Genomic DNA, 676 nt, shown 5'->3' with positions numbered 1-676 from the left:
AACGGACAGACATAAAGACAGCGGACAGCACGAAGAAGAGATACAGGGGGGTGACGAAGGGATAGAAAGAGGTGTGGAGAATAAAGGGAACGAAAGAGGAAAAGAGGACAGAAAGAGTGACAAAGAGGCAGAGAAGACGAGAAAAGAAGAGGGAAAACAAGAAAAGAAAGAGGGGGAAGGCAGAGAAGGAGGAGGGGAGGAGAGAAGGGAGGGGAGGAAAGAGAGGGGAGGGAAGAGGATGGAAAAGGAAAGGAGAGGGGAAGGCAGAAGGAGAGGAAGGTGGCGGAGCAGGGGGTAAGAGGAAAAGGAAGAAGGGAGAGGAGGAAAGGGAGCAGGGGAAGGAAAACGAGAGGAAGAAAAGAGAAGAGGGAGAGGAAGGAGGGGAGAGAGGAGGAAAAGGAGAAGAGAAAGAGGGGAGAAGAAAAGAAAAAGGAGGGGAGAAGAAAAAGGGAGAAAGAGAGAAAGGAGAAGAGAGAAAAAGGGAGGAAAGAGGAGGAAGAAGAGGGGGGAGAGAGGGGGGGGGGGAGAGGAGGAAGTGAGGTAAAAGGAGAGGAGAGGAGAGGAGGGGGAGAGAGAAGAGGGGAGAGAGGGAGAGGAAGGGAGGGGGAGGGAGAGGGAAAGGGGAGAAAAAAGAAAGGAAGAGAAGAGAAAGGAGGGATTGGACGTGTTGGTGCAG

At 52.4% G+C, this 676-nt stretch carries 2 protein-coding genes; both read left to right on the top strand.

Going from position 1 to position 676, the window contains the following annotated elements:
• On the top strand, positions 1-298 hold a 298-nt coding region (locus VE26_RS17925; RefSeq protein ID WP_046103243.1), incomplete at its 5' end, for a hypothetical protein.
• Positions 280-676 (top strand): hypothetical protein (locus VE26_RS17655; RefSeq protein ID WP_200897193.1); only part of this gene is annotated, 397 nt, incomplete at its 3' end. The genes VE26_RS17925 and VE26_RS17655, both read left to right, overlap by 19 nt.

It is taken from the genome of Devosia chinhatensis (genome assembly GCF_000969445.1).
Lineage (GTDB): Bacteria > Pseudomonadota > Alphaproteobacteria > Rhizobiales > Devosiaceae > Devosia > Devosia chinhatensis.
This window is presented reverse-complemented; position numbering and strand designations above follow the sequence as displayed.